This window comes from Tsuneonella litorea (assembly GCF_025154015.1).
Classification (GTDB): Bacteria; Pseudomonadota; Alphaproteobacteria; order Sphingomonadales; family Sphingomonadaceae; genus Tsuneonella; species Tsuneonella litorea.
The window spans coordinates 1-2,301 of the sequence record NZ_JAOAMV010000019.1; the positions used below are offsets into that span (position 1 = coordinate 1).

A 2,301-nucleotide genomic window follows, 5' to 3' on the forward strand; every position below is an offset into this window, starting at 1 on the left:
CGGACACATGGCCGCCTCAACCAGCGGAAGGCAAAGCTCCAAATACCCTTGCCAACGGAGGGCCGTCCACACACGGCCCAGTTTCGGACATCCAAATCGTGACCGAGCGAGCGGCTGCTTTAAGGGACGCGTCGTCTCCGCTCCAATGTCCGCAAGTGGGGTGGGAAACGGACACTAGGGTCAGGCCGACCAAAGTTTAGCGCGACTTACGGTTCAATCGAGTCGACCTCGACGTCGTCCAACCAGACGGTGCCAAGACCTGCAAGGAACAGCCCGTAAGAGATGACAGCTGCGCTCTCCGGCACGTCCGCTACAATCCGGTAGCTTTGCCACTCCCTCGACGTCACCCGCTGCTCGTCCAAGCTGTCGAAGATTAGGTCAGGGAGACTGTGCACGTCGATCGACGGTGCTCGCTCGACCTTTAGCCTGAGAAAAGACAGACCCGCATTGGCCGGGATTTCTGCCCGCGCGACTGCACGAAGCCGAATTTTTTTTCCGCGATAGGGAGCGGCATCGACACGCTGAACCAAGCTTCCCGCCACCTCGCCGGCATAGTGTCCCGGCGGACGACGGATCATCGCTGAGCAACTTCCGCTGAAGACAGTCTCTGCGGTAGTGGCAACCTGGAAACCGGCGCGTGAAAGCTTTGACCAGGCAATCCATCCTTTGGGCGACTCGCCGTCCCGACAGCCTTCGAAGTCGAGATTCTCGGGTGCCGCGAGCGTCGGGAAGGCGCCATAGTCGGCCCGGTTCACGGCCTTCACGGCTGTTGTCGAGCGAAAGAAGGCGAGAACGTCGAATGCCTCGGGGAGCACGTATTCCATGAACGACCGCTCTGGAGCGGCCTCATTGTAGCCGCCCCCGCTGTGGCGAGTCCGTCTCTCTTCGCTGAACCACTCCGCAACGGGACCTTTAGATGGAATGCTCCGCAGGTCGATCATCGCGAGCCCCAGTCCTGCGGCTGCGAATTTGGCTTCGACGGTATCTTCTGGTGCTGAATCGACGACAAAACTTCGCAGCTCTTTCGAGCTGGCATCGAGCGCCGCGAACTCTCCTCGATCGAAGAGCGTTCCGATGATCAGCAAGTCTTCCCCGAACATCCGTCGCAGGTGACGTCCGGCAGTGTCCACGTCTCCCCAACGAGCGATCGTCGTATCCGCCACGTGACTATTGTGGGCCCACACGAAGACCTTTGTGTCATTGCCTTCCCTGTCGACTATCCAGCGTAAGTTCTCGGCCATTGTTCGGTCCCGGACGCGGTCCCAGTCTCGCCCTGCTTCAGCGCTGGCCTCGACGAAGCTCGCCAGCACTTGCGCGTGCCGCCGCGCGAGCTCCCACTCCTTTCGACCGGTGTGGGCGATGTAATCGTGCCGGCGGGAGTCGAGTTCCCCAACGACCAGCCGGACAGCCTCGAGAGCTGAAACGTCACCCTCGCTTTCGATATCCGGGCGCCAGCCGAAACTCTCAGGATCGGAAAACGGAATGGCGAGGCTGCCGAGTTCCTCCTGGGCTGCTTCGGCTAATGGGGAATCGACCTTGGCCAGATAATCGAGAGTCACTCGGGCAGCCCGTTCAGGAGCCTGCATGTCAAAGCCGTAGAACTTCAGTTTCCGTGTGTTCGCCGGGTCTTGGTTATATCGACGCATCCACTCGATGGTCGAGAGCACTTCCTCAGTGTCCCACGCCCACATCGTGATTCCGGCAAGCGCTTGCGCTGGGTCACCCTTGCCTGTGAGGACATACTCATTGAGGTCGAAAGACTCCGGGAGCGGAGCCTCAAGAGCAAAAACGTCAAATCCCTTCTCTTCGACCAGGAACTCGAAGATTCGATGCTTGAGCCGAAAGATTTCTCGGTTCCCATGGGTTGGTTCGCCGAATGCAACAATTTGGGCATCGCCCACGATTTGCTTTAGGGGTTGCAAGTCGGCGAGTCCGCTCTCGGGCTCCACTGTGCGCAGGCGAACGGCCTCCGACGATAGCCAAGCTGAGACGGGATGCAGCTCTGTGCTAGGCTGGGATGCGAGCAGCCGGTCGGCGCTTGCACCCAGGAAAAGTGTCACCAGCGCTAAAATGAAGCGAGGAGGAATTCGCTCTTCATTCGAGGCTGCGGATGAGTCTCTCATCGCCGGCTCAGGATAGCTGGTATTCCAATGTCCGCAATGGGGTCTATTCTGTTGAAAAACTCCCCTTGCCGAGAGGCTAGACCGCTGATTCAATGATCCCCGCAGCCGGGAGATCAGGGATGATGGGCGAGCGGACGGTGATGCAGGAAGCGCTGTTCTACAGCTTCAGCATCGAGAG

Annotated in this window: 1 protein-coding gene; it reads right to left on the minus strand. The window is 59.5% G+C overall.

Translation table 11 applies throughout. The features are described 5' to 3' along the window. Positions 1–206: 206 nt before the first annotated feature. On the minus strand, positions 207–2,060 hold the full coding sequence (locus tag N0B51_RS14765; protein ID WP_259963361.1) for an erythromycin esterase family protein: 1,854 nt from the start codon (positions 2,058–2,060) through the stop codon (positions 207–209). Positions 2,061–2,301 lie beyond the last annotated feature (241 nt).